Consider the following 25,137-nt stretch of genomic DNA (forward strand, 5'->3'; position numbering starts at 1 on the left):
AAATGTATGGAAGTTCGCGTCGTCAACGTGCGCAAGGAGTTCGAGCGGTTTCCGGCGCTCCACGACGTGTCGCTCGATATAAGGTCAGGCGAGCTTATCGCGCTGCTCGGGCCATCGGGCTCCGGCAAGACGACGCTGCTTCGCCTGATCGCCGGCCTGGAGCGGCCGACCAAGGGGGCGATCTTCTTCGGCGACGAGGACGCCTCGCATAAGTCGATCCAGGAGCGCAATGTCGGCTTCGTCTTCCAGCATTACGCCCTGTTCCGCCACATGACGGTGGCCGACAACATCGGCTTCGGCCTGAAGGTCCGCCATGGCGCAGCCCGTCCACCGGCGCAGGAAATCCGCCGCCGGGCGCTGGAACTGCTCGACCTCGTCCAGCTGTCGGGGTTGGAAAAGCGCTATCCGGCGCAGCTTTCCGGCGGTCAGCGCCAGCGCGTGGCTTTGGCTCGCGCCATGGCGATCGAGCCCAAGGTGCTTCTGCTCGACGAACCTTTCGGCGCGCTCGACGCCCAGGTTCGCCGCGAGCTGCGCCGCTGGCTGCGTGAGATCCACGACCGCACAGGCCACACGACCGTCTTCGTCACGCATGATCAGGAAGAAGCGCTGGAGCTCGCCGACCGCGTCGTGGTCATGAGCCAGGGACGCATCGAGCAGGTCGGCACCGCCGATGACATCTACGACACGCCGAACTCGCCTTTCGTCTACTCTTTCATCGGCGAGTCCAGTTCGCTGCCGGTCAAGGTCGAGAACGGGGAGGTCTGGATCGCGGACCGGCCGATCGGCCTGCAGGCGCCGCATGCGCCGGCCGGCGATGCGGTTCTCCACTTCCGTCCGCATGACGTCGACCTGCTCGACGGCTGCAGCGGCTGCATCGCCGGCACCGTCGCCGCCAGCCGCCGCGTCGCCGGCACCAGGCGCGTCGAGCTCGAGATCGGCGGCCAGCGCCAACGCGTCGAGATCGAGCTGCCGGTCGACCATCCCGCCGCGCAGAAGAGCCGGGTAGCGTTCAGGCCGCGACGCTGGAAGCTTTTTCCGGCTTCCTGAGGGGGGCTTCCGCTGCCTTCCGGTTGTTGGCTTCGCCATGAATCTGCCTGGAAGAAAATCCTACCAAAGAGCTGGTTTGGCGAGATATTTTCTCGACCCTCGCCCACCTCTCGGAGCGCTTGCCTCGTCGCACCAGGCTTTCCCCACTATGGTCTCGCAATAGCTTGATCCATTTCCAAGGAGCCCGTTTTCATGAAGCGTCTGTTGCTCGGCATCGCGGCTGTTGCCGGTCTCGTCCTCTCGTCCTCCCAAGCCTGGTCGGCCGACAAGCTCTTGAATGCATCCTATGACGTCGGCCGCGAGCTGTTCGTCGACATCAACAAGGCCTTCATCGCCAAGCATCCCGGCGTCACGATCGATCAGTCGCATGCCGGCACTTCGGCCCAGGCGCGCGCCATCGCCGAGGGTCTTGCCGCCGATGTCGTCACCTTCAATCAGGTCACCGACGTCGACTTCCTGGTCAAGAAGGGCCTCGTCTCGGCCGACTGGCAGAAGGATTTCCCGGACAACGCCTCGCCCTTCTATTCCTTGCCTTCGTTCCTGGTCCGCGCGGGCAATCCCAAGCACATCAAGGACTGGAACGATCTGGTGCGGGACGACGTACAGGTGATCTTCCCGAACCCGAAGACATCGGGCAATGCGCGCTACACCTATCTCGCCGCCACCGCCTACGCCAAGGAAGCCTTCAAGGGCGACGACGCCAAGGTGAAGGAATTCATCACCAAGCTCTTCAACAACGTGCCGATCTTCGACACCGGCGGCCGCGCCGCCACCACCACTTTCGTCCAGCGCGAAATCGGCGACGTGCTGATCACCTTCGAGTCGGAGACGCGCGGCATCCGCAAGGAATATGGCGACGACAAGTTCGAGCAGGTCACGCCTTCGGTCAGCCTGCTGGCCGAGTTCCCGGTGGCGATCGTTGACAAGGTCGCCGACGAGCATGGCAGCCGCGATCTCGCAAAGTCCTATCTCGACTTCCTCTACACTCCGGATGGCCAGGAGGTTGCCGCCGAGAACGGCCTGCGGGCCCGCGATGCGACGGTCGCCGCCAAGCACAAGGCCGACTTCCCGGACGTCCGCCTGCTGACGGTGGAGGAGGTTTTCGGTGGCTGGGACAAGGTGCAGAAAGAGCATTTCGCCGCTGGCGGACTGCTCGATCAGGCCTATGGCAGCCGCTGAAAGAGGCTCCACAATCAGGAAGAGCAAGGAGGCCGGCTTTGCCGGCTTTCTTTATGTAAGCGGGGTTGCATGAGTTCGCAGGGGAAATGCCGGCCCAACGTGAAAAACGTTACGAAGAATCAACGCGTTTGTGCCTAAGCTGTGACGCAAATTATTGGACCAGGCGGCGTCAGACGGTCAAACTGTCATGATTTGCACACAAACAACCGCCAGATGCAGGCGCATTGGGGTTTGATGAACTGAATCGGGCATGCTGACCAAAAAAGGCAAATACGGCCTCAAGGCCCTCGTGCATCTTTCCAGCCTGCCGGCTGGCCAGCTTGCATTCGTCAACGACATCGCGGTCGCCAACAACATCCCGAAGAAATTCCTGGATGCGATCCTGGGAGAGTTGCGCAATGCCGGTTTCGTCCAGAGCCGCAAGGGCAAGGAAGGCGGCTACCGCCTCGCCCGGCCCGCTTCCGAGATCAAGATCGGCCATGTCGTGCGCGTGCTCGACGGCCCTCTGGCGCCGATCCCTTGCGCCAGCCGCACGCAGTACCAGCGCTGCGAGGATTGCGACGAGGCCACCTGCCAGGTCCGCCACATGATGCTGGAAGTGCGCCAGGCGATCGCCGAGGTGCTGGACAACCGCAGCCTCGCCGCCATGCGCGACGCCGACAACGACGATTTTCCAGCGGAACTCACCTCCCAGATTTGAAGCAAATTCGAGCAAGAGGTATCGGCCAGGTTCCGTCCTTCGCCGCAGCTTTCCGCCCGCGCTTGCGCCCGACGACAAGTCGACTTGTGGCCCTTGGTTGCCAGTCTATTGCGGACGCAGTAAAGCGGCTGGGAGGATGAAACAGGGCTCTGACGCATGAGGCTGCCTTGGCTTGGCAATTCCCGCACGGCCAGCCGGCAACCATCGTCGAACGACATCTATCGCACCGAGATCATTGCCGACGTGCCGGTGCCGGGGCGCGAGGAATCCGTCCGCTTCTACAGCCGCCAGGTTATCCGCCCGGGAAAACTGCGCCGTTTCTCCAATCAGGATCTGCGCGAGAGCCTGCTGTCCTGCTTCTATCTCGCTGTCGCGGCGCTGCTGCCGGTCTCCTCGTGGGGACCGATCTGCGACTGGGCCTCCAGCCTCAGGCGCGGGCGCCACTTTCGCAAGGACTTCGCCCGGTACGACGTCGCGGTCAAGGCGGTGCTCGGCGATACCGCCGATACGCGAGCTATTTTCGAGGCGCAGCTTGCCGCCGTTCACCGCCGGCGGCTATTGCTTGCGGCGCATCTCGTCGCCGGCTGGCGCTGGTCGCCGGCGATCCGGCTGGAAGGCCTCGAGGTTCTGCGACAAGCCTTGCGCAACGGGCGCGGCGCCATCATATGGTGCGACCTGTTTACGGCGCAGACCATCATGGGCAAGCGCGCCCTGCATGAGGCAGGCGTCGATGCCCATCAGGTGAGCGTGCGGCACCACGGCTTCTCGCCGAGCAAATTCGGCTTCCGCGTAATCAACCCGCCATTGGTGAAGGTCGAGAACCGCTTCCTGAAAAGCAGGATCGTCTTTGAGCGCACCGACGCCTATCAGGTCACCACGCGCATCCAGAAGGTGCTGAAAGCAAACGGCGTGGTCCTGATGACCAACACCGTCTATGCCGGCTCCGCCTTCGCCGAGGCCGCCATGGGCGAGCGCGGCTTCACCCACCTCGCCTCGGCGCCGGCGAATTTCGCCGCGCGCGCGGGTGCCGCGCTGTTTCACATGGCGACCATCGAGGAGGTGCCCTTTCGCCAGTACCGCGCGATCGTCAGCGAGCTGAGCCCGGATCCGCAAGTGTCCGAGTCGCCGGCAAGGGACAGGGCGGCGAAGAACCTAGCCGTTCAGGCGGGATACATCCTGTCGAAGCGCGACCACATGCTGGAAACCCTCAACCTCTGTCCGGCGCAGATGATGGCATGGTCGAGCGCCACGCGGCTGACCGAGCGGCCGGCCGAGACGGCGATCGGCAACGACGGCGCCTGAAGCGCCCGAACCGTTCTAACCAACGATTCCTTTCACAAGCCCGGCAACCGTCCGCGTTCCGTCGACCGTCACCGCCCGTTCGTCAGCCGTAGGCTCCTCCAGCGTGGCGAACTGGCTGTCGACCAGGCTTGCGGGCATGAAATGCCCCTTGCGGTTGGAGACCCGCCTCCAGGCGGTGTTGCGATCGATCTTCAGATAGAGGAAGACGAGTTCCGGGCAGAAGCGGGTAAGCCGGTCGCGGTAGGCGCGTTTCAGCGCCGAGCACGCCGCCACCGCTCTCCGCCCGCCGGCAACGGAGGTCGCGACACGTTCGCCTATGGCGTCGAGCCAGCCCTCGCGCAATGCGTCCGTAAGCGGCTCGCCGCGCGCCATGCGCGCCACATTCTCCGGCGGATGCAGCCGGTCTCCTTCGATGAAATCGGCACCGAGAGCCTTGGCAAGCGCCTCGCCCACGGCCGTCTTGCCGCAACCGGCAACACCCATCACGACAATGGCCGGCGCCGTCAGCAGGTCGCTCATGCGAAGCTCCGGTACCTGCGGTCTTGCTTCTGCCTCATCCACGGTCAGCGGCTCGCCGGCGCACGCCCGTAAAGCAGAAGCATGGCGACGATGACGACCCCGTAGATGATCTGCCGACCCGCCTCCGGCATCTGCATGACCGAGAGAATGGATTGCAGCAGCGTGATCAGGATCACGCCGGCGACCGTGCCGAGATAAGAGCCCCGCCCGCCGAGGATCGAGGTGCCGCCGAGCACCACGGCGGCGATCGACGGCAAGAGATATGCATCGCCCATCGACTGCGCCGCCTTCGACGCATAACCGGCCAAAAGCACGCCGCCGAAGGCCGACAGGCCGCCGGAGACGGCGAAGGCGATCATCACGATGCGGCGCGTGTCGATACCGGAAAGGTAGGCGGCGCGCTCGCGATTGCCGATGCCGTAGACGGCGCGGCCGAAACTGGTGCGGGTCAGCACGAAGACCATCGCGGCGCCGATCAGCGCCCAGATGATGACGGCGTTGGGAACGCCCGGAATGGTGAAGCCGGTTGCAACATAGCGCATCGCCGCCGTCGCTGAATCCTGTGGCGAGAAGCCGCCCGTATAGACCACCATCAGACCTTGCGCCACGGCATTGGTGGCTAACGTAATGATCATCGAGGGAATGCGCAGATAAGCCACGCCGATGCCGTTGACGATGCCGATCGCCACCCCGCACAGGATCCCGAAGGGGATGGCGAGAGCAACGCCAACCGTCCCATAGGCCGCGGCCGCACAGGCCATCATGGCGCCCGCCGCGACGGACCACGGCACGGACAGGTCGATCTGGCCGAGCAGGATGACCAGCATCATGCCGGTGGCGATGACGCCGAGGAAGGACGCGACCTTCAACTGCTGCAGCAGATATTCCGGCGACAGGAAACTGCGCGAATACAGGCTGCCGAGCAGCAGCAGTATCACGATGCAGGCAAAAGCCGTCAGCACCGCCGGATCGGCTCGGCGGAGAAATTTGGGCATGCGGCCGGCAATGCTCCCGAGTGTCGTCTCGCTCACAGGAACCACTCCAACCGGTTGCGCACCCTGAATAGCGCGAAGGCGCCGAGGCTGACCGCGATCAAAAGGATAACGCCCTGGAACAGCGGCTGCCAGAGCGGATCGAAGTCGAAGACGAACAGGAGGTCGCCTATGGTGCGGAACGCCAGCGCGCCGAAGATGGCGCCGATGGCGCTGCCCTTGCCGCCGAACAGCGAAACGCCGCCCAGCACGACGGACGCGATCGAGAACAGCGTATAGGAATTGCCGCTCGCATAGGCCGCCTCGCCCGTATAGGTGAAGAAGGTGAGGAACAGGCCGCCGATCGACGCCAGCAGCCCGGCCAGCGCGTAAGCGAGGAACTTGCCGCGCCGGATCGGCACACCCGACATATAGGCCGCGGTTTCCGACGAGCCTGCGGCATAAGCCGCACGACCGAATTCCGATCGGCTGAACGGCACCCACACGACCATCACGACGACGAGCAGCGCGACCAGCGAGGTCGGTATCACGTCGAACAGTTTTCCCGTCAGCGCGTCAGCAAGGTCCTCATTCACCGATCCGCCCGGAAACGGCCGCAGCAGGAGCCCGATGCCGTAATAGACCGCGCCAGTGGCAATCGTGGCGACGATCGGCTGCAGGCGCCCGTAGATGACGATGGTGCCGTTGATCGCCCCGCAGACCAGTCCCGCCGCCAGCACCCCGATCACGCCGAGCGTGGTCTCCAGCGGCGTGCCGACCACCAGCCAGGACGCCAGGCAGTTGGTGAGAAGCAGGATCATGCCGACCGACAGGTCGATGCCGGCGGTGATCACCACCAGCGTCTGCGCCATGGCGACGAAGGCCAGAAGCACGCCCTTATTGGCGGCCGTCTGAACGACATTGGCGGTGAACCCCGCGGGATGGTTCGTGGTGTAGATGATGAACATGACGATGAAGATGCAGAGCGCCAGCAACGTGCCGCGCTGCTCGGCCATCAAGTAGCGCCAATCCTTCACGCGCCCGCTCCCTGGTTCGTACCGGCGCCCTTGCCATGGATGTTGAGCGCGCTGGCGATCAGCGCATGCTCGGTGATATCAGCGCCAACGAGTTCGCGCTTGACGCTGCCGTCATAAAGCACGAGCACGCGGTCGCAGCAGCCGATGAGCTCGTCATAGTCGGTCGAATAGAACAGGATCGCCGCGCCCGCATCCGCCAGCTTGCGCATCAACTGGTAGATCTCCTGCTTGGTGCCGACATCGATGCCGCGCGTCGGATCGTTGAGCAGGATGATGCGCGGTTGCCGCATCAGCCATTTGGCGATGACCACCTTCTGCTGGTTGCCGCCGGAGAGCGCGCCGACGGGAATGTCGAGCCCCGCCGTCTTGATTGCCAGCAGCCCGACCATGTCGTCGATCAGGCGCTGCTCCGCGGCACGGTCGATGATGCCGCCCTTGGTCAGCCGGTCGAGCGCCGCGAAAGAGAGGTTTTCGCGCACCGTCATCGGCAGCATCAGCCCCTCGGTCTTGCGATCTTCGGGGATCAGCGCCATGCCGATGCGGTCGTCGCTGGCTGCTTTCGGACTGGAGATGGAAGCTGGCTTGCCGTCGATCAGCACCTCGCCGCGCAGTCCGCGCAGCACGCCGAAGAAGGCAAGCAGCAATTCGCGCTGGCCCTGTCCGTCGAGACCACCCAGGCCCACGACTTCGCCGGCCCTGACGCTCAGCGAAATATTGTCCAGCCGGTCGGCCCAGGAGAGATTGCGCGCTTCGAGAACCGGCGTGGCGGTCGGCGCGGCAACGGGCTTCGGCGGGAAGATGTGGCTGTATTCGCGGCCGATCATCAGCTCGACCACCTCATTATCGCTCTTCGAGCCGGCCGGATAGCTCGCGACGTTGCGGCCGTTGCGGAACACCGTGCAATGGTCGGCGAGCTCCGCGATCTCGTTCATGCGGTGCGAGATGTAGAGCAGCGCCAGCCCTTCCGAGCGCAGCCGCTTCAACACTTCGAAGACCTTGGCGACATCCGCCGCCGTCAGTGCCGAGGTCGCTTCGTCGAGGATCAGGATGCGCGGCTTGCGGGCAAGCGCCTTGGCGATCTCCACCATCTGCCGGCGCGACAGAGGCAGGTCCTTGACCAAGGCGCGGGGGTGGATGTCGGAAGCGCCGGCGCGGGCCAGCGCTTCTTGCGCGATGCGCCGCTGCGCCTTGCGGTCGATCATGCCGAAGCGCTTCGGCGGGTCGGAAATGACGATGTTGTCGGCAACGCTCAGTTCCGGGATGAGCGACAGTTCCTGGAAGATGCATACGATGCCGGCCTGATTTGCCGCGGCCGGCGAGGCAAAATTCACCACGCGGCCATCGAGCTTCATGCTGCCTTCGTCCGGCGCCACGACGCCCGCCATGATCTTGATCAGCGTCGACTTGCCGGCTCCGTTCTCGCCGAGAATGGCGTGTATGCTGCCGGCGCTGACTGTCAGGTCGGCCTTGTCCAGGGCCCTGACGCCGCCATAGCGCTTGGATATGCCTTCCATGCGGAAGAGCGGAACCGCACCGTCCATTGAGCCTCCAGGTGATATCTGCATGAGGCGGCGCCGCGGCTCACCCGCGGCGCCAAGTCATCGATTTGGAAGCTTACTGGTCCGCCTTGGTCTGGCCCATGATTTCCTGCGCGCTGAAATTGATGCCGCAGGTCGGGAAGGAATTGCCGACGAAGAAATTGTCGGATTCCTTCGGGAAGTAATCCGTCCCTTCCTTCATGTTCGGGTCCGAGGCGACTGCCAGAGGCAACTTCACTTCTTGCGGCACCACCTCGCCTTCAAGCGCCGCGATCGCGGTCTTGATTGCCACCGCAACCTGGGCCGGGCCTGACCCCGCTGATGTGCATTTCAGCCCTTCTCCCGAATATTTGGCGCAGAATTTGCGGAAACCGTTCTCGGTCTCGCCGCCGAACGGCACGAAGGGATGCTTGGCATCCATCATCGCTTGCACGATGCCGGTATCGCCACCCTGGCCGGTGATGCCGTCGAACGGACCGTTGGTCGCGATCGCGTCGGCGGTCACCTTCTGCGCCACGCCGTCATCCCACTTGCCGGCAACTTCGGTCACGTTCCACTTCTTGCCGGAAGCATCCAGCACCTCATGGATGCCGTTGTGGCGGTCGGTATCGACCGAGGTGCCGGCGACGCCGCGCACTTCGAGGATCTTACCGCCGTTCGGCACCTTGTCGACCAGCCACTTGGCCCACAACTCGCCGAGGCCCTTCTGGTCGACATTGACGTTGATGGCGTCCTTGGTGTCGAGAATGTTGTCGAAGGCGACCAGCACGATGCCGGCTTCCTTGGCGCGCTTGATGACAGGGCCGAAAGCGGTCGGGTTCTGCGCGTCGGTGACGATGGCGTCATAGCCGGAGTCGATGAAGTTGTTGATTGCCGAAATCTGCGCCGGCACGTCCTCGCCGGTCGAGACGACCTTGAATTCCTTGATCTTGGCCTTCACGTCGGGCTGCGCTGCGTAGGCCTTTGCCGTCTGCACCATCTGGATACGCCAGGTGTTGGCGATATAGCCGTTCGAGAAGGCGATGCGGAACGGGCCTTCCTTCTTGGGGAATTTGAAGAACTTCGTGTCGGCCGACCATGGCGCGAAGCAGTCCGGCTGCGCGGCGGGACCGGAGACGACTTCCGGCCCGGCGGCCATGGCGGCCGAATGGAGCATGACGAATGCAGTGGCGGCAACGACGCCGCCAACGAGTGACTTGATCATCGGTATTCCTCCCAAATGTAGATCTGCTGAACTGTGAAGCCCTGACGCTGTAGGCGGCACCCTCCTGCCCGACCGAAGCGCTTGCCGGGCGACGTGGATCGCCCAGCCTTCTCCTCTTCCCTCACCCTCCGGGACATTCAGGAAACTATCATATTATACATAATAAACAAGCTTGAGCTGTTGCTTATGTATAATAAACAGACCTGAGTTTTGCCGAATGTTGATTTTACAGACAAATGGTAGCGCTACCATGTGAACCTGTAAAGCGCCGCTTTCGTCATTTTTCCGTGTTCGTGAGAGTGCCTCCAGAAACAGTACGCAGCGGCTGGCTCGGCGTTCCCGCCGCAGGCCCTAGCGGGCCGTGCTCTCACGCCGCATGAGCTCGAAACCGAGATCGACGACCCGTTGTTCCGGCCGGTTTCCGGCTATTGCCGCGAGCGCCATGGCGACGGCGCGGGTGCCGATTTCATAGCGGTGCGTGCGCACGCTGGTGATCGAAGGAAACGACACCTGCATCATGTCGAGATCGTTGAAGCCGACAATGCCGATCTGCTTCGGCACGTCGAGTGATGCCCGATGACATTCGAACAGAACGCCAAGCGCGATATCGTCGTTGTTGCAGAACACGCCGTCCAGCGTCGGCATCTTCGCCAGCGCGTCGCGGAACAATTCTCGCCCGAGCGTCACGCTGGACGGCACCGGCGTCGTGGTGATCAGCCGCGGATCGAACAGACCGGCGACCTCCATGGCGGCGCGATAGCCGGCAAGGCGTCGCTGCGAGCGCGGGTCCATGCGCGCGCCGATGAAACCGATCTTGCGGTATCCCGCCTGCAGCAGGTGCTCTGTGGCAGTCCTGCCGCCGTCGAAATGCGAGAAGCCGACCATCATGTCGACCGGGTCCGGCCCGGTCTCCATTACCTGCACCACCGGGCAGCCGGCATCCTCAAGCAGCCGTCGTGCACCGGGCGTCTGATCGATGCCGGCCACGATCAGCGCCGCCGGACGTTGCGATCCGAAAAGCTGCAGCAGTCGCTCTTCCTCGAGGCCCGAATAGTGGGTGTTGCCGATCTGGATACGGAACGAACTGTCGGAAAGGCTGTCATAGATGCCGCGCACCACCTCGGCGAAGACGTTGTTGGTGAGCGAAGGCACCAGAACGCCGAACACCTCGGCCCGCGCCGAGGCCAGCGCACGCGCGTTCGGATCAGGCACGTAGCCGAGTTCGTCGACCGCGGCCTGTATCTGCCGGCGAAGGTCTTCCGATACCCGCCCGGGCTCGCGCAACGCGCGCGATACGGTTATGGCGCCGACACCGGCTTTGCGCGCCACATCGGCAATGGTCGGACGGCCGCCGCCGCGACGGGAGCGCGGCCTGGTCAACGCCTTCTCCCCCAGTCTTGCACGCGCATCCGCAACATCGGGATCGGCACCCCTGTCATCGAACCACCAAACCCAGCCCGCCAAGTTAGAATTGCAGATTGGGGTTCGCGCAGGCGCGAACCATTGTCAAGCAAGCCCAGATCGGCGCCCCAGGCGCGTCAGGCAATTGCCGCGGCGCTGCGGTTGGCCTTCCACGTCAACAACGCGATGGCCCCGAGGTTGACGAGGTTCCAGCCAATTCCGTTGAGGAAGGCGGCGGCGTAGGACCCGGTGAGATCGTAGATCCAGCCCGACATCCAGCCGCCCACCGCCATGCCGAAGATCGTCGCCATGAGGACGATGCCGACGCGCCGGCCGGCCTCTTTTGCGGGCATGTAGTCGCGCACGATGATGGCATAGCAAGGCACGATCCCGCCCTGCGACAGGCCGAAGACCAGCGAGACGACATAGAGCGAGGCAAGCCCATCGAAGGGTATGTAGAAGAGCAGCGACAGGCACTGCAGCCCCGAGCCGATCAGCAGCGTTTTCACCGCGCCGATGCGGTCGGCGAGGAAGCCGGAGCCGATACGGCTGATGACACCGGCCGCCAGCATGATCGACAGCATGTCGGCGCCATGCGCGACGCCGTAGCCGAGGTCCATGCAATAGGCGACGATATGCACCTGCGGCATCGACATCGCCATGCAGCAGCCGAAGCCGGCAACCACCAGCAGGACCTGCAACTGCGAAGGCGACAGCGAGATAGGCTGCACCGGCCGGCCGCGCGGCGCGCCGGATATCGTCTCATGCGGCGCGCGCCGCCGCAACATCAGGACCAGCGGCACCATGGTGACGAGGCAAACGACCCCGATCGCCGCATAGGTGAAGCGCCAGCCGTGGCCTTGCATCACGTAAGGCATCAGCGTCGGCCAAATCGCCCCGGCAATGTAGTTGCCCGACGCCGCCACCGTCACCGCTACGCCGCGGCGGCGGTTGAACCAATGTGAGACGTCGGCGATCAGCGGACCGAAGATCGCCGAACAGCCGACGCCGATCAGCAAGCCTTGGGCGAGCGTGACGCCCAGGATCGAACTGGCGAGCGATGCCAGCAGGAATCCCGCGCCTAGCGCGAACGAAGCGCCCAGTGCCGGTATCCAATAGCCGAAGCGATCGATGGCGCGCCCGATCAGCGCGTTGCCGGCGGCAAACCCCACCATCGTCGCCGTGTAGGGCATCGAGGCGGCGGCACGATCGATACCAAATTCAGCCTGCATCGCGGGCAGGACCACGACCACCGCCCAGGTGCCGACACCGCCGATCGTCGCCAGCAGCAGGGAAATGCCAAGCCGCGTCCACGCATACAGGCTGTCGATGCCAGCGTTGTTCGCCGTATTTGCTGGGACTGTCGTCACGGCGTCTCCTGTCCGCGATTTCTTCAGGACCGCGTGGTTCAGGGCACTATCGCCGCATTTCCCGGGCCGAGCAGCGCCACAAGGCACAATTCCGTGGCTCCAGAGGCGGGAACCCCCTTCGCCTTATAGGGTTTTCCTGGAGGAAGGAGTTCGCCATGACAGCCAAGAAGAAATGGTCGGCAGACGTGACCGAGCACAGCGACGCAATGGATCTCGAGGATCATGTCTTCGAATCCGACGACGCGAAGAAGATCGCCGCATCGCTAAAACGTTCGGCCGAGCACAGCGACCGCCGCAAGGCGGAGCCGTTCCAATCCGCCATGTCGATGTTGAATTTCTACATCAATCGCGCCGGCAAGAACTTGCCTGAAGAGCGCAAGAAAGTACTGGAAAAGGCCAAGGACGAGTTGCGCGTCGCCTTCGGTCGCGAGAAGCGGGATTAACCGACCGATCAGGGCCTTTCGATATTCAGGTAAGGCCGGCCTCAGCCGGACATCGATAGGTCTCAGCGGGACTGGATGACTGCGTCGGTATTGGCAAGCAGCTTGCGGACCGCGTTGCGCGCCGCATCCGGCCTCTTCAGGCGTATGTTTCTTTCGATCGCCTCATGCAGCTTCTGGACATGCTGCAGATCGTCCAACTCGCGTGTCGTGTAGGTGAAGAGATGGTCGAAGGCGGATTCGATCAGCACGCCAAGCGGCACAAGCAGGTCGTTGCCCGAAGCCCTGAGGATGGCGAGGTGGAAGCGTGTGTCGGCGCGGGTACGCTCCTGCAGGCTGGTCGCTTCGCCCATCTCGCGGCAGGCCCGGCTGATCTCGGCCATCTGCTCGTCGGTACGCCGCATCGCCGCGAAAGCGGCCGCCTCAGGCTCGATGATATGGCGGAATTCCTGCACCGTCCTCAGGAAAACCTCGCGATCCGGCGAGGTCGCGTACCAGGACAGCACATCCCGGTCCAGAAGGTTCCAGCGTTCCTTCGGTTCGACCCAGCTGCCGATCTTTGGGCGCGACGCCAGAAGGCTTTTTGCCATCAGCATCTTGATCGCCTCGCGCACTGCGGAACGGCTGACGTCGAAGGTTTCCGACCATTTGGCCTCGTTTGGCAGGATGGTGCCCGGCGGATAGTCGCCGCGCACGATCCGAAGCCCGATCTCGCTGGCGAGCGAGGTGTGCACGCTGGCCCCCGGAATGCGTGGCGCGTTGGCCCGGCGAACGCCGGCAGGACGCTCCGCGGCTGCCGTTTTCGTCGGTCTCTTTTCGTTGTTCGGCTTCGCGTCCCGCATGGTTCCAGAAAATCCCGTTTTCAGAAGCTGTCAAGCACGCCAAGCCAGCTTTCCCGCAACGCGCGAGGATGTGCACAGATCAGCCGGCATTTGGCGCCGCCTCATGCCTTTTTGACGTAATTGCGCCAGCTATGCTGCGGCCGGAAGCCGAGAAGATCACGCGCCTTGCGGTTCGAAAGCAGCGTTTCGTATTCGCCAAGCTCGGCCTTGACGGGCACACCCGGATAGAAACGCCTCAGGAGTTCCGCCGTCGGCAGGTCCGACGAGGTGTCGTCATTGGCAGCGTTGAACACCTGGTAGCCCAGGCCATCCTTCTCGATGGCCCGCAAGGTGATCTGACCGAGATCGCGCGCGTCGATGTAGCTCCAGGCGATGCGCTTGCGGAAACCCGGGTCGGCGAACCATTTCGGGAACAGCGAATATTCATGCGGCTCGATGACGTTGCCGATACGTAGCGCATAAATGTCGGAGCCGCTGCGCAGCGCAAACGCCCGCGCTGTCTTCTCGTTCACGATCTTCGACAGAGCGTAGGAGTCCATCGGGTCGACGTCATAGTCCTCGTCGAGCGGAAAATGCGTCGGATTGCGCGGCTCGTTGGCGAAGACCAGCCCGTAGGTCGTCTCCGAGGAGGCGATGATGACCTTGCGGATGCCGAGCTTTACCGCCGCTTCGACGACATTGTAGGTGCCCATCGCATTGATGCGGAAAACCTCGTTGTCCGGTGTGATCATGATGCGCGGGATCGCCGCGAAATGCACGACGGCGTCGACCGGTTGGGCTCTCAGCGACGGGTCGAACTCGTGCAGGCCCATATAGCTCGACAGCGCGTTGAAGACCTGTCCGCTGTCGGTGATGTCGGTGATCAGGGTCCGCACTTTCGGATTGTCGAGCGGCCTGTTGTCGATGTTGAGCACTTGGCAGCCATGTTCGACCAGATAGTCAACGACATGCCGGCCGGCCTTGCCGCTGCCGCCCGTGAACATGATCCGCTTCGTCATTTTGCTCTCCACAATGCTCGGTAATTATGTGTATTGTCAGACAATAGGGTATTCCGCAATCGCCCGCCACCGCGATCCGCTGGAACCTTCTCGACAAGCGCTGGCCAGGCGAGCGCCATCACCAAGGAACGACAGGGAAGAGAGACGACATGAGCACCACCGCTGCCCGCGAAAAAATCGGTTTCATCGGTCTCGGCCTGATGGGGCACGGCATCGCCAAGAACATCGTCGACAAGGGTTACCCGCTGACCTTCCTCGGCCGCAAGAACCGCAAGCCCGCGGAAGATCTGTTGGGACGCGGCGCAAGGGAAGCCGCCACCTCCAGGGACGTGGCGGCGGCGTCCGACATCGTATTCATCTGCGTCACCGGCTCGCGCGAGGTGGAGGCGATCATTCGCGGCCCCGGGGGACTGAAGGAAGGCCTGAAGCAAGGTTCGGTCGTCGTCGACTGCTCGACCTCCGATCCGGTCTCGACCGTGGCCTTGGCCGCCGAACTCAAGGCGCTCGGCGTCGACTATGTAGACGCCCCGCTCAGCCGTACGCCCAAGGAAGCCTGGGAAGGCACGCTGGACGCCATGGTCGGCGCGCCGGACGCGGTGTTTGCAAGGCTGAAGCCGATCATCGAGACCTGGGCCGGCCGCATCGTCCATATCGGCGATACCGGCGACGGCCATCGCATGAAGCTGCTCAACAACTTCATCTCGCTGGGCTATGCCGCCATCTATTCGGAGGCGCTGGCGCTGGCCCAGAAGGTCGGCATCTCGCCGCCGCGCTTCGACAGCGTCATTCGCAACGGCCGCATGGACTGCGGCTTCTACCAGACCTTCATGCGCTGGACACTTGAGGGCGACCGCGACGCGCACAAGTTCAGCATCGCCAACGCCTTCAAGGACCTGACCTATCTGGAATCGATGGCGGGCGCCGCCGGTATCGCCAATCCGCTCGGCAACGCCACCAAGAATTCGTTTGCGACCGCTTTCGCGACCGGGCCCGCAGAACAGTATGTGCCGATGCTCGCCACCCATATCGGCAAGCTCAACGGCGTCGACCTTATGCCTTCGAAGGACGGTGTGAAGCAGAAGATCTAGGCGGCAGGCGCCCAGGCTGTCTGACGGCAAAACGACGCCTGGAAAAGAGGGGCGCCTCGCGGGCGCCCCTCTTTTCACACTTTACTGTGGATGGCCGGCGCCTACCTCTGGATGCAGGTATCGGCCGTTTCCTTGGTGCATTCGTCAAGCCCGGTGAAGACCGGATCGGCGACCTTCTTGTTGGCGATGAGGTCGAGCATGACCGCAGGCGCCTTGTAGCCCATTTCGAACGGCCGCTGACCGACCAGCGCGGTCACCAGGCCCTCCTTGGCGATCGCCACCTCGTCGCCGATCGTGTCGGCGGCGCCGATGACGAACTCGTTCTTGGCGATCTTGTCGGCCATCGGCTTGAACAGGTCGCGATAGGGCTGCGGAGCGCCGAACAGCGGCCAGCCGCCCATGATGCCGAAGGCGTCGAGCTTCGGATTGGCGGCGAGGATGTCGGTCATCGCCTGCACGCCCTTGGCGCCGTCGTCATTGGTGAACACCGGACAGCCGGCGACTTCGGTCCAGCCGCCTTCGCCAGCAAGTGCTGCAAGGCCTTCCTTGCCCGACAGCGCATCGCGCATGCCTTGTGCGCGGCGCAGGATGTTGTCGGCTGCCGGATTGCCCTCGATCGTGCAGATCGTGCCGCCGTTCGGCTTGGCCTTCTTGATGTACTCGCCGATCTTCTTGCCCATCAGATAGTTGTCGGTTCCGAGATAGGTCTTACGAAGGGCTGCGTCTTCCTTGGCAAGGTCGGCGTCGACCGTCATGATCGGGATCGACGGGTTGGCGCTTTTGATCGTCTGCGCGATCAGCGGCGCATTAGACGGCGAGATAGCCATCGCCGCCGTGTCGGGCTTGCTCAGCATGTCCTGCACGATCTGCGCTTCGCCGGCTTCATCCGAGGTCGATGCCGGGCCCGTGTAGAAGCATTCATATTCCGAGCTGGCGTTCTCCTTGTTCCACTTCTCGCAGCCCTGATGGATGGCCTCGAAGAATGGATTGTCGAGCCCCTTGACGACGATGACGAGCTGTTTCTTGGCCAAAGCCGGCCCGGCGCCCAACGCCATGGCGGCGACGGCGGCGAGTAAAAGTGTTTTCTTCATATCAGTCCTCCCTTGAAACAGACGGACACCGCGTGCCCGCCACACTGATCAGCCCGGATGCGCAAGAACCATGACGAGCATCCCGCGATGTTCGTGTCCTGGGCCGGGCTGATAAGCATTTGCCGACCCGTCTGCCCGAATGCCGGAGCAGCGGATCCTTGATCATAAAGCCGTCTGTCACTCCTCGCCAAATAGACGATCGAGCACCAAACTCTTCCTCCGAGGCTTAGCTAATATCGGCTTTTCGCCAACGTCAATTCCTATTTGTCCTACAAAACCGATTTTTCGTCGAGACTCGAAATTATTCGTCCGACAATTGATTGACGCCCTTGTCCGCTTTTGCCTAAATGCATGCGTCACGCTCGTTCGGGAGGAAAAGGACGAGCATGAAGCATGGGGGAGCCGGCCAGTGTGGCGGGAGCCGCCAACCAATGGGGAGGCTTAAGGCTGGTGTCGGTTCTCGAACTCGCCAACATCTCGAAGCATTTCGGCGCCATCCAGGCGGTCAGCGACGTCTCGTTCTCGTTGGAGGCCGGCGAGGTCGTCGGCCTGATGGGCGACAATGGCGCCGGCAAGTCGACGCTGGTCAAGATGATCGCCGGCAATTTCCATCCGAGCCACGGCACCATGCGGCTGGAGGGCAAGGAGCTTGTCATGCACAAGCCCGCGGACGCGCGCCAGCACGGCATCGAGATCGTCCATCAGGACCTTGCGCTCTGCAACAACCTCACGGCCGCGGCAAACGTCTATCTCGGCCGTGAGCTGCGCCGCGGCTTCGGCCCGTTCCGCATCCTCGACTATGGCGCGATGTACAAGCGCGCCGGCCAGCTTTTCGCCGAGCTGAAGTCGGAAACGCGGCCGCGCGACCTCGTCAAGCAGATGTCGGGCGGCCAGCGCCAGGCCGTGGCGATTGCCCGCACCATGCTCTCGCAAGCCAAGATCGTGCTGATGGACGAGCCGACGGCGGCGATCTCGGTCAGACAGGTCGCCGAAGTGCTCAACCTCATCCGCCATCTGCGCGACCAAGGCATCGCCGTGGTGCTGATCAGCCACCGCATGCCCGACGTTTTCGACGTCGCCGACCGCGTCATCGTCATGCGACGCGGCCGCAAGGTGGCCGACAAGAAAATCGCCTCGAGCTCACCCGAGGAAGTCACCGGGCTGATCACCGGCGCCATCGAAAAAGTGGCCTGACGCACGCAATTCCGCGTCCCGCCTCTTAGGAAAGGTCGACAATGGCAGTTACCCTTGACCAGACGATCGCGCAGAAGCAGCACACTTTCCTGTCGCGGCTCTTCTCCAACCAGACCTTCTGGGTGGTGATCGCGGTCATTCTCGCCTGCTTGTTCCTGTCCGTTGCGACCGATTCCTTCGCCACGTCGAAGAACCTCTTCAACATCACGCGCAACGTCACCTTCACCGCTATCGTGGCGCTCGGCATGACCTTCGTCATCATCACCGGAGGCATCGACCTTTCGGTCGGCTCGGTGCTCTGCCTCTCCTCGATGGTGCTGGCCGTCACGATGCATGCCGGCTATTCGATCGAAGTGGGCATCCTGGCCTCGATCGCCACCGCGCTGGCCGTCGGCGCCTTTAACGGCATGCTCATCGCCTATCTCGGCTTTCCGCCCTTCGTGGTTACGCTCGGCATGCTGTCGGTGGCTCGAAGCCTGGCCATGGTCGCGTCCAACAATACGGTTGTCTTCCAGTTCGGGCCTGATCACCAGAAGCTTCTGGCGCTGGGCGGCGGCGCCTGGCTGTTCGGCATCGCCAATCCGGTGCTCTACATGATCGTCCTGGCGCTGATCACCGGCTTCATCCTGCGCTGGACCAAGTTCGGCCGGCACATCTTCGCCATCGGCGGCAATGAGCACGCGGCGACACTGACAGGCGTTCCGGTCAAGCAGATCAAGGTCGCCGTCTACATGATCTCCGCACTGTCGGCAGGGCTTGCCGGTATCATCCAGACCGGTTGGCTCGGCGCGGTAACTACGAATCTCGGCAATGGCATGGAACTGCAGGTGATCGCCGCCACCGTCATCGGCGGCGCCAATCTCGCCGGCGGCGTCGGCACTGCCCTTGGCGCCATCGTCGGCGCCGCCCTCATCGAGGTGATCCGCAACAGCCTGGGTCTGCTCGGCATCAACGCCTTCTGGCAAGGCACCTTCATCGGCGGCGCGATCATCCTGGCGGTGCTGTTCGACCGCATCCGCAATTTCAGGCGCAGCGACTAGCTTTCCCATATCGCTCAGTCTGAAAATCCGTTCGCTCGCTTTGAAGGCAAGTTTCGCTGCGTCCTGCCTGCCTTGACGGGGCCAGACACCGGTCGCACTATTCCCCGGCAGGCGAAGGGAGGCCAGTCGCCCGCGGGAGGAACGATACCCATGACGGACGCGATCAGGCTCTACTGGGGCCGGTTCGGACATGTATCCGTGCTGAATGTCGGCAACGACTTCGTCACCCACGCGCATGGCGAGGCGCATCTCATCATCTGGCTCGAAGGCACGGCAGGCGAAATGACCATCGGCCGCGAAACGGTGCGGCTTGGGCCCGGCACCGCGGCCGGGATCAACTCGTTCCAGCCGCACAGCCACGCTCTCTCCCATGACGGCAAGCCCGGCCTGTTCCTCGCCTTCTACATCGACCCAGATTGGGCGCGCCAACGCCGCGACCTGCCGCCGTCGGCGCCGCTGTTCACGCAAGCCGCGATCGCGCTGGAGCCCTGGCTGCACCAGGCAGCGGCGAATCTGCTCGAGCACCTGACCGACAATGAGAGCATCGACGACGTGGCCAATTACGAGATCGAGCGCTTCATCGACAGCGTGCTCGACGCGGCGGACGCGTCAGCGCCGCGGACAGCCCGCGCGCGCATCAATACGATGCTCGATTTCCGCGTCCGCAAGGCGATCCAGCTGATGAAGGCCAATGTCTGCGAGCGCATCTCCTTCGACGACGTCGCCCGCTCGGTCGGCCTGTCACGTCCGCATTTCTTTGCGCTGTTCAAGGAGCAGACCAACCTGACGCCGAATGTCTACTGGAACACGCTTCGCATGGAGGAGGCGGTGCGCCAGTTGCAATGGTCGCAGGAGCCACTGATTTCGGTCGCCTGCAATCTCGGCTTCACCACCCAGGGCAATTTCTCGCGCTTCTTCCGCGACCATGTCGGCGTGCCGCCGACACTTTATCGCGAAGCGGCCCGAGCAACAGCCTGACCAGCAACCGGTTTTCCGACTGATTGATACGCCTGCAAGACGCATTGATAAGCGCTGCCTGGCCAGCCGCCCTAGCGTGCTCCCGATCTTTGCAAGGGAACCATTCTATGGCGAAAGTCACCATTTCCAGCGTCATCGACGCGCCGGTCGAGCAGGTCTGGGCGCGCATCCGTGACTTCAACGGCCTGCCGGGCTGGCATCCCCGCATGGTGGAAAGTCACATTGAGGACGGCAAGGACGCCTCCGAGATCGGCTGCGTGCGCAACTTCGCCCTCGTCAGCGGCGCAAGGCTGCGCGAGAAGCTGACTGATTTTTCCGACGAGGACTTCCTGGTCAGCTACTCAATACTGGAGACGCCGCAGCCGCTCACCAACCATAAGGCGACGCTGCAATTGCGCCGCGTCACCGACGGCAACCGCACCTATGCCGAATGGACGGCGAGCTTCGACGCCGCACCGGAGGAGGCCGACAAGCTGGCCGAAGGCATGGGCGCCAACGTCTTCCAGGGCGGCTTCAACGCCCTGAAGGCCCATTTCGCCGGCCAGATCTGACGGGAGCCCTCCATGTCGCTTGCGCTGCGGACCTTTTCGAGCGTGAAAGACGCCAACACCGCGCTGCAGGCGTCGGGCACCCGCTATCTTGGCGGCGGCACGCTCGTCATCCGCGCGGCCAATGAAGGCGACGTCTCAGTCTCCAGCCTGATCCGCGTCGACGATCCCGGCCTGGCGCGGATCACGGTCTCCGGCGATCAGGTCCGGCTCGGCGCTTCGGTCACCATGGCGGCAATTGCCCGCCACCCCGAACTTGCCGCGCTCGTGCCGGCCGCGCGCGCTGTCGGCGGACCTGCGATCCGCAACATGGCGACCGTCGGCGGCAATCTGTTCGCCCCTGCCCCCTATGGCGATTTCGCGGTGGCGCTGCTGGCGCTGGACGCGACCGTCGTCACCGAAACTGGCGAAACCCCGGTCGAGACATTCCTGGCCCGTCGCGAAACGAGCCGCGCTATCGTCACCGCTGTCGATTTCTCATTGCCCAAGGCGGAGACCTTCCGCTTCCTGAAAGTGTCGCGCGTCAAGCCGAAAGGTGTGTCGGTGCTGAGCATCGCAGCGCTTCTGCAGCGTACGGGGGACGGCGCGGTGACCTCGGCGCGCATCGCGCTGGGCTGCATGGCCGATCGCCCGATACGCGCTTTAGCGACGGAGAAGGCGCTGCTCGGCCGCAAGCTCACGCAGCAGGACATCGCGCCGGCGCTTGCCGCGGCGAGCGAAGGCATCGCGCCGATCACCGACCCGATCGCCAGCGCCTGGTATCGCACGGAGGTCCTGCCGGTCCATCTCGGGCGGCTGTTACTGAGCTGACATTCGTAGGGACGCGCTCCGGTTCATCCGGGCGAGCGCGCAGGGAGCAAAAATGGCAAAGGTACCTGTCCAATTCACACTCAACGGCTCGGAGAAAGCCGAGTTCGTCGAAAGCGGCACGACGCTGCTCCACGCACTGCGCGACAAGATCGGCGACACCTCGCCCAAGGGCGGTTGCCACCAGGGCACGTGTGGCGCCTGCTCGGTCATCGTGGATGGTGAACTGAGGCTTTCTTGCCTGACGCTGGCCGAGACTTGCAACGGCACCGACATCAGGACGACCGCCGGCCTCGCCGAGGGCGGCGTGCTGCATCCGCTGCAGCGTGCCTTCCTCGATGCCTTCGCCACGCAATGCGGCTTCTGCACGCCGGGCATGATCATGGCGGCGAAAGTGCTGCTCGACCGCACGCCTGACCCCAGCCGCGAGGATGTCGTCGAGGCGCTGTCCGGCAACATCTGCCGCTGCACCGGCTACGAGCCGATCATCCAGGCGGTGCTCACCGCCGCGCGCGCCAACTCGCAGAACGCCGCCTGAGGAACAGCCATGGAACTGCGCAAGGATTATTTCGCCGATGTCCGCAAGGACGGCCTGCACGAGATCGGCCAGGCCCGCCCCAGGCTCGATTCGCCGGGACATGTCACCGGCAAAACCGCCTATTTCGCCGACCGGAACTTCCCCAACATGCTGCATCTGAAGATGGTGCGCAGCCCGCACCATCACGCCCGCATCCGCTCGATCGACACGTCGGAAGCGGAAAAGCATCCGGGCGTCGTCAAGGTGCTGACCGCCAAGGACGTGCCGCACAATGTCTACACCATCCTGATCCTGATCCAGGTCGGGCCGGAGGACGAGACCGTGCTAGCCGACGGCAAGGTGCGCTGGAAGGGCGAGGCCGTGGTGGCGGTGCTGGCCGAGACGGAGCGCGCGGCGCAGGAAGCCGCCACCAAGGTCAAGGTAAACTATGAGGTGCTGCCGGCCGTCTTCGATATGGAGGAGGCACTGAAACCCGGCGCGCCGATCGTCAACGAGTATCACGGTCAGAACTACTACCTCTATGACAGCGGCGAGTGCCGCAAGGTGCGCTTCGGCGATGTCGAGGCCGGCTTCGCCCAGGCCGACCATATCCTCGAACAGTCCTATCAGTCCTCGCCGATCGAGCATGCGCCGACCGAGACCACGGGCTGCGTGGTGGCGCCCGAAGGTAATGACCGCTTCACCTGCTACACCAACACGCAGGCGATGTTCTTCACCCTCGACAACACCTCGATCATCTTGCAGATGCCGGGCTCGAAGTTGCATTTCGTCGGCGGAACGGTCGGCGGCGGCTTCGGCGGCAAGGTCGACGTCATCGTCGAGCCGATCGCCATCCTCGGCGCCAAGCTCACCGGCCGCCCCGTCTCCTTCGTCTACAGCCGCGAGGAGGAGATGCAGATCTCCTCGCCGCGCGCGGCCGAGAAGGTCGTCATTAAGGACGGCGTCATGAAGGACGGCCGCATCGTCGCGCGCAAGGTGACCGGCTACACCGACGCCGGCGCCTATTCGCGGCACTCACCCTATGGCGCGCAGAAGGGCGCCGCGCACTATCCCGGCCCCTACACTATTGCCAATGTCTGGATCGACACCTATTGCGTCTACACCAACCGCACCCCGTCTTCGGCCATGCGCGGCTTCGGCGTCACCATCGGCGACTTCGCGCTGGAGGTGCAGATGGACAAGCTGGCGCGGCTGATCGGCATGGACCCGCTCGAATTCCGCTTCGTCAACGCTTATCGCGACGGCGACATGAAGGCGCATCGCCAGCCGACGGAGGGCGCGGCGCTGATCGAATGCATGCAGGAAGCCTCGCGCATCGCCAATTGGCCGGTGGCTGAGAAATACATGGCGATGTCCTCCTACGAGAAGGGAGCCTGAAATGGGGATCCGGCGTGGACGCGGCGTCGCCGCGATCAATTATCCGACCGGCATGAATCTCGGCGGCGACCCGACCCAGGCGCTGGTGCATTCGACACCGACCGGCAACTTCATGGTCACATTGTCCAGCGTCGATCTTGGACAGGGAATGAAGCAGATCATGGCGCAGATCTGCGCCGAGACGATCGGGGTGCCGACCGACCGCGTCGTCATCGACACTGCCGACACCGACACCGGTCCGCACTGCATGGGCACTTTCGCCTCGCGCGGCACGCATCGGGCCGGCAATGCCGTCATCCAGGCAGCCAAGGAAGCCCGCCAAGTGATGCTGGAGGTGGCCGCCGAGGAGCTGGAGGTGAACGCCTCCGACCTCGAAACCGACGGCCAGGGCAACATCCAGGTGAAAGGCGCGCCGCAGAAATCGATCTCGATTTTCGATGTCGCGCTGTCGGCGCATTTCAAGCGCGGCCGCTCGATCTCCGGCCGCGGCATGTTCCTGATCCCGCGCTCCTACCCGGAAAAGGAAACCGGGGCGATGAAGCCCTCCACCTGCTACGCCCATGCCTGCACGGTGGCCGAAGTCGAGGTCGACGACGAGACCGGCGAAGTGACGGTGCTGACCGTCAAGAACGTCTTCGAGATCGGCCGTGCGCTGAACCCCAAGATGGTCGAGCAGCAGCTGGTCGGCGGCTCCTGGATGGGCATCAGCCATGCGCTTTACGAGACGACCGAGCCTTATTACCCAAGCCGCGACCACGGCGGGACCGACTTCAACCAGTATCTGATGCCCGGCCCTGGCGATCTGGCCCAGACCGAGATCATCGTGCTGGAGCGCCCCTCGGCCGACGGCCCGTTCGGCGCCAAGGGTCCGGGCGAGATGTGCGCCAACCCGCAGATTCCGGCCGTCGCCAATGCCGTCTTCGACGCCGTCGGCGTTCGCATCGACACGCTGCCGATCACGCCCGAGCGAATCCTGCGCGCGCTGAAGGCGCAGGCCGCGGGCTGAGTTTTCGAGATGATCCAGACGGAAGCAGAGCAACTCGCGGCGTCTCCGGAGGCGGTGGCAGCGCGCCTTGCTGCTTCGCGCTACCTGGCCGACGACAGCCTCGCCACCGCGATCTTCCTGGCCATCCGCCTCGGCAAGCCGCTGCTTCTGGAGGGAGCGCCAGGCGTCGGCAAGACCGAGGCCGCTAAGGCCGTCGCCGAACTGCTCGGCCGCGAGCTGGTCCGCCTGCAATGCTATGAGGGCATCGACGCCGGGCATGCGCTTTACGAGTGGAACTACCAGCGCCAGTTGCTTGCCATCCGCCATGCCGGCGAGCATGAGATCGACATCTATGACGACCGCTTCCTGATCGCTCGGCCCCTGCTGCAGGTGCTGCGGGCCCCGGTTGAGCGCGTGCTGCTGGTCGACGAGATCGACCGCTCCGACCACGAGTTCGAGGCGCTGCTTCTAGAATTCCTCTCCGATTTCCAGATCAGCATTCCGGAGCGCGGCACGATCCGCGCTGCCACGCGGCCCATCGTCATCCTGACCTCCAACCGCACCCGCGAGCTTGCCGAGGCGCTGCGCCGGCGCTGCGTCTATCACTGGATCGGCTATCCAGATGCCCAGCGCGAAGCCGAGATCATCATGCTGCGCTCGGGCGATGTCGCCGAAGCGACGGCAAAGGCGGTGGCGAATGCCGTGCAGGAGATCCGCGCGCGGCCCCTGGCCAAGCCGCCGGGCATAGCCGAGGCGGTCGAATGGGCGAACGCCGCGACCATCCTCGAAAAAGGCGGCAGCCCGTGGCCGGAAGCCTTCCGGCGCGCCATCGGCGTGCTGATCAAGGACGAGGAGGATTTGTCGGCGATCGCGCCGGAGCTTGGGAGGATTGTCGAGGAGGCGCTGGCGTGATGGACAATCGCAACGCCCTGGCGCGAAACCC

25 protein-coding genes are annotated in these 25,137 nt (G+C 63.8%); 15 read left to right on the top strand and 10 right to left on the bottom strand.

What is annotated here, in order from left to right; all coding sequences use genetic code 11:
- Positions 1-6: 6 nt before the first annotated feature.
- From ACR64R_RS13585 to ACR64R_RS13600, 4 genes are all read left to right on the top strand, one after another.
- Positions 7-1,047 carry a sulfate/molybdate ABC transporter ATP-binding protein gene (locus ACR64R_RS13585; RefSeq protein WP_487362124.1) on the top strand — a complete coding sequence of 347 codons (1,041 nt, stop codon included), beginning with the start codon at positions 7-9 and terminating at the stop codon, positions 1,045-1,047.
- A gap of 192 nt (positions 1,048-1,239) precedes the next feature.
- The gene (locus ACR64R_RS13590) at positions 1,240-2,226 is read left to right on the top strand and encodes a sulfate ABC transporter substrate-binding protein (protein ID WP_487362125.1); all 987 of its coding nucleotides are present in this window, start codon (positions 1,240-1,242) and stop codon (positions 2,224-2,226) included.
- Between the two features lie 250 nt (positions 2,227-2,476).
- Positions 2,477-2,926, top strand: coding sequence for an RrF2 family transcriptional regulator (locus ACR64R_RS13595; RefSeq protein ID WP_027167615.1), 450 nt, complete (start codon positions 2,477-2,479; stop codon positions 2,924-2,926).
- 156 nt (positions 2,927-3,082) lie between these two features.
- Complete coding sequence (locus ACR64R_RS13600; RefSeq protein WP_487362126.1) at positions 3,083-4,228, top strand: hypothetical protein; 1,146 nt, start codon at positions 3,083-3,085, stop codon at positions 4,226-4,228.
- Positions 4,229-4,243: 15 nt separating this feature from the next.
- Here the strand turns inward: ACR64R_RS13600 and ACR64R_RS13605 are convergent, their stop codons facing one another.
- The 7 genes from ACR64R_RS13605 to ACR64R_RS13635 form a co-directional block, all read right to left on the bottom strand.
- On the bottom strand, positions 4,244-4,747 hold the full coding sequence (locus ACR64R_RS13605) for a gluconokinase (protein WP_487362127.1): 504 nt from the start codon (positions 4,745-4,747) through the stop codon (positions 4,244-4,246).
- A gap of 44 nt (positions 4,748-4,791) precedes the next feature.
- Positions 4,792-5,778 (bottom strand): ABC transporter permease, encoded by a 987-nt coding sequence (locus tag ACR64R_RS13610; protein WP_487362128.1) that lies wholly within the window; start codon positions 5,776-5,778, stop codon positions 4,792-4,794.
- On the bottom strand, positions 5,775-6,755 hold the full coding sequence (locus ACR64R_RS13615; RefSeq protein ID WP_487362129.1) for an ABC transporter permease: 981 nt from the start codon (positions 6,753-6,755) through the stop codon (positions 5,775-5,777). Before ACR64R_RS13615 ends, ACR64R_RS13610 begins: the two co-directional genes overlap by 4 nt.
- Positions 6,752-8,296, bottom strand: coding sequence for a sugar ABC transporter ATP-binding protein (locus ACR64R_RS13620; protein WP_487362130.1), 1,545 nt, complete (start codon positions 8,294-8,296; stop codon positions 6,752-6,754). Before ACR64R_RS13620 ends, ACR64R_RS13615 begins: the two co-directional genes overlap by 4 nt.
- A gap of 73 nt (positions 8,297-8,369) precedes the next feature.
- Positions 8,370-9,497, bottom strand: coding sequence for a sugar ABC transporter substrate-binding protein (locus ACR64R_RS13625; RefSeq protein WP_487362131.1), 1,128 nt, complete (start codon positions 9,495-9,497; stop codon positions 8,370-8,372).
- A gap of 351 nt (positions 9,498-9,848) precedes the next feature.
- The gene (gene gntR, locus ACR64R_RS13630) at positions 9,849-10,877 is read right to left on the bottom strand and encodes an HTH-type transcriptional regulator GntR (RefSeq protein ID WP_487362132.1); all 1,029 of its coding nucleotides are present in this window, start codon (positions 10,875-10,877) and stop codon (positions 9,849-9,851) included.
- 158 nt (positions 10,878-11,035) lie between these two features.
- A complete protein-coding gene (locus ACR64R_RS13635; RefSeq protein ID WP_487362133.1) occupies positions 11,036-12,268 on the bottom strand; it encodes an MFS transporter in 1,233 nt (410 codons plus the stop codon).
- Positions 12,269-12,423: 155 nt separating this feature from the next.
- On the opposite strand from ACR64R_RS13635, the gene ACR64R_RS13640 reads away from it, so the two are divergent.
- Positions 12,424-12,711 (top strand): DUF3175 domain-containing protein, encoded by a 288-nt coding sequence (locus ACR64R_RS13640; protein WP_487362134.1) that lies wholly within the window; start codon positions 12,424-12,426, stop codon positions 12,709-12,711.
- A gap of 62 nt (positions 12,712-12,773) precedes the next feature.
- On the opposite strand, the gene ACR64R_RS13645 is transcribed toward ACR64R_RS13640, so the two are convergent.
- Both ACR64R_RS13645 and ACR64R_RS13650 read right to left on the bottom strand, forming a co-directional pair.
- The gene (locus ACR64R_RS13645; RefSeq protein ID WP_487362135.1) at positions 12,774-13,550 is read right to left on the bottom strand and encodes a FadR/GntR family transcriptional regulator; all 777 of its coding nucleotides are present in this window, start codon (positions 13,548-13,550) and stop codon (positions 12,774-12,776) included.
- 101 nt (positions 13,551-13,651) lie between these two features.
- A complete protein-coding gene (locus ACR64R_RS13650; RefSeq protein WP_487362136.1) occupies positions 13,652-14,548 on the bottom strand; it encodes an NAD-dependent epimerase/dehydratase family protein in 897 nt (298 codons plus the stop codon).
- Positions 14,549-14,622: 74 nt separating this feature from the next.
- Between ACR64R_RS13650 and ACR64R_RS13655 the strand changes: the two genes are divergently transcribed.
- Positions 14,623-15,636: an NAD(P)-dependent oxidoreductase gene (locus tag ACR64R_RS13655; protein ID WP_487362434.1), complete on the top strand. Its 1,014-nt coding sequence runs from the start codon at positions 14,623-14,625 to the stop codon at positions 15,634-15,636.
- A 101-nt stretch (positions 15,637-15,737) separates the two neighbouring features.
- On the opposite strand, the gene ACR64R_RS13660 is transcribed toward ACR64R_RS13655, so the two are convergent.
- Positions 15,738-16,727 (bottom strand): sugar-binding protein, encoded by a 990-nt coding sequence (locus tag ACR64R_RS13660; RefSeq protein ID WP_487362137.1) that lies wholly within the window; start codon positions 16,725-16,727, stop codon positions 15,738-15,740.
- Between the two features lie 450 nt (positions 16,728-17,177).
- On the opposite strand from ACR64R_RS13660, the gene ACR64R_RS13665 reads away from it, so the two are divergent.
- From ACR64R_RS13665 to ACR64R_RS13705, 9 genes are all read left to right on the top strand, one after another.
- Entirely contained in the window at positions 17,178-17,921 is a 744-nt protein-coding gene (locus tag ACR64R_RS13665; protein ID WP_487362138.1) for an ATP-binding cassette domain-containing protein, read from the top strand.
- A 41-nt stretch (positions 17,922-17,962) separates the two neighbouring features.
- Positions 17,963-18,961, top strand: coding sequence for an ABC transporter permease (locus tag ACR64R_RS13670; protein ID WP_487362139.1), 999 nt, complete (start codon positions 17,963-17,965; stop codon positions 18,959-18,961).
- Positions 18,962-19,111: 150 nt separating this feature from the next.
- Entirely contained in the window at positions 19,112-19,939 is an 828-nt protein-coding gene (locus ACR64R_RS13675; protein ID WP_487362140.1) for a helix-turn-helix domain-containing protein, read from the top strand.
- A 107-nt stretch (positions 19,940-20,046) separates the two neighbouring features.
- Positions 20,047-20,490 carry an SRPBCC family protein gene (locus ACR64R_RS13680; protein ID WP_487362141.1) on the top strand — a complete coding sequence of 148 codons (444 nt, stop codon included), beginning with the start codon at positions 20,047-20,049 and terminating at the stop codon, positions 20,488-20,490.
- 12 nt (positions 20,491-20,502) lie between these two features.
- The gene (locus ACR64R_RS13685) at positions 20,503-21,297 is read left to right on the top strand and encodes an FAD binding domain-containing protein (protein WP_487362142.1); all 795 of its coding nucleotides are present in this window, start codon (positions 20,503-20,505) and stop codon (positions 21,295-21,297) included.
- A 52-nt stretch (positions 21,298-21,349) separates the two neighbouring features.
- On the top strand, positions 21,350-21,832 hold the full coding sequence (locus ACR64R_RS13690; protein ID WP_487362143.1) for a (2Fe-2S)-binding protein: 483 nt from the start codon (positions 21,350-21,352) through the stop codon (positions 21,830-21,832).
- A 9-nt stretch (positions 21,833-21,841) separates the two neighbouring features.
- Positions 21,842-23,209: a xanthine dehydrogenase family protein molybdopterin-binding subunit gene (locus ACR64R_RS13695; RefSeq protein ID WP_487362144.1), complete on the top strand. Its 1,368-nt coding sequence runs from the start codon at positions 21,842-21,844 to the stop codon at positions 23,207-23,209.
- Position 23,210: 1 nt separating this feature from the next.
- Complete coding sequence (locus tag ACR64R_RS13700; RefSeq protein WP_487362145.1) at positions 23,211-24,215, top strand: xanthine dehydrogenase family protein molybdopterin-binding subunit; 1,005 nt, start codon at positions 23,211-23,213, stop codon at positions 24,213-24,215.
- A 9-nt stretch (positions 24,216-24,224) separates the two neighbouring features.
- Positions 24,225-25,106, top strand: coding sequence for an AAA family ATPase (locus ACR64R_RS13705; RefSeq protein WP_487362146.1), 882 nt, complete (start codon positions 24,225-24,227; stop codon positions 25,104-25,106).
- Positions 25,107-25,137 lie beyond the last annotated feature (31 nt).

The organism is Mesorhizobium sp. MC2-1-1, from assembly GCF_057597255.1.